This is a genomic window from Flavobacterium poyangense (genome assembly GCF_011751075.1).
Classification (GTDB): domain Bacteria; phylum Bacteroidota; class Bacteroidia; order Flavobacteriales; family Flavobacteriaceae; genus Flavobacterium; species Flavobacterium poyangense.
The window spans coordinates 1-762 of sequence record NZ_JAALLN010000087.1 but is presented as its reverse complement, the minus strand read 5'-3'; the positions used below and the strand labels follow the sequence as shown (position 1 = coordinate 762).

The 762-nt window shown below is 48.4% G+C and carries 1 protein-coding gene; it reads left to right on the top strand.

The features are described from left to right. Positions 1 to 762 (top strand): ankyrin repeat domain-containing protein (locus tag G3A47_RS22720; protein WP_208328400.1); only part of this gene is annotated, 762 nt, incomplete at both ends.

The window sequence follows — 762 nt, the reverse complement described above, 5'->3', positions numbered from 1 at the left end:
ATGGTCGAGCCAGTAGTCGAAGAGCAGCCCGAGACTTTCGAAGATTCTTTAGAGTCAAGCGACGAGAAGCCTGACTTCGATGAAACGAAGAATACATCCATTTCGACTTTTATGGTGGGTGCCGAGAAGGCATTCCAGTCATTGCCACCCAATATCTGCGAATTCTACCGTTCTGCCTCGTTCGACGAAATCAAGCAACATCTGGACGAACAGTGGAAGTTCAACCTGAGTTGCGAATGCTGCCACGAGAGGCCAATACACTTTGCTGTGAGGTACTGCCACGATCTTCTAAACATCTGGTCAAGCGTAACCGAAATCGATCTGCCAAACAAATCTGGAGAGACAGCTCTGCATGTCGCTTGTGAGATGAACAGTTTGGATGCGGTGGTCTACCTGCTCTCTCGCGGTGCTGATCCGCTTAAAAAGAATGCCAAAGGTGAAACGTGTCTGTACGTGTGCCAGAGACAAAAGTACACCAGCCTGGCAAAAACTATTCTTCAGACGATGGACATCCAATCGATCAAAGAGTTTCCCGAGGACCATATGGTAGTGGCTGCACGCGAAGGATCTGTGGACTTCGTCAAGTTGTTCCTCAAATTCAAAGCCAACATCAACTACTTGGACAAAGACGGAAACTCAGCCACCTCCCTTGCAGTCCAGCTGGGTCATAAGGACATCTTGGTCTTACTTCTCAAGAATAAGGCCAACATCAAGCAGACGTACATGACGGAAGGCAACTCCTTGCTGCACATTGCTTGCAAG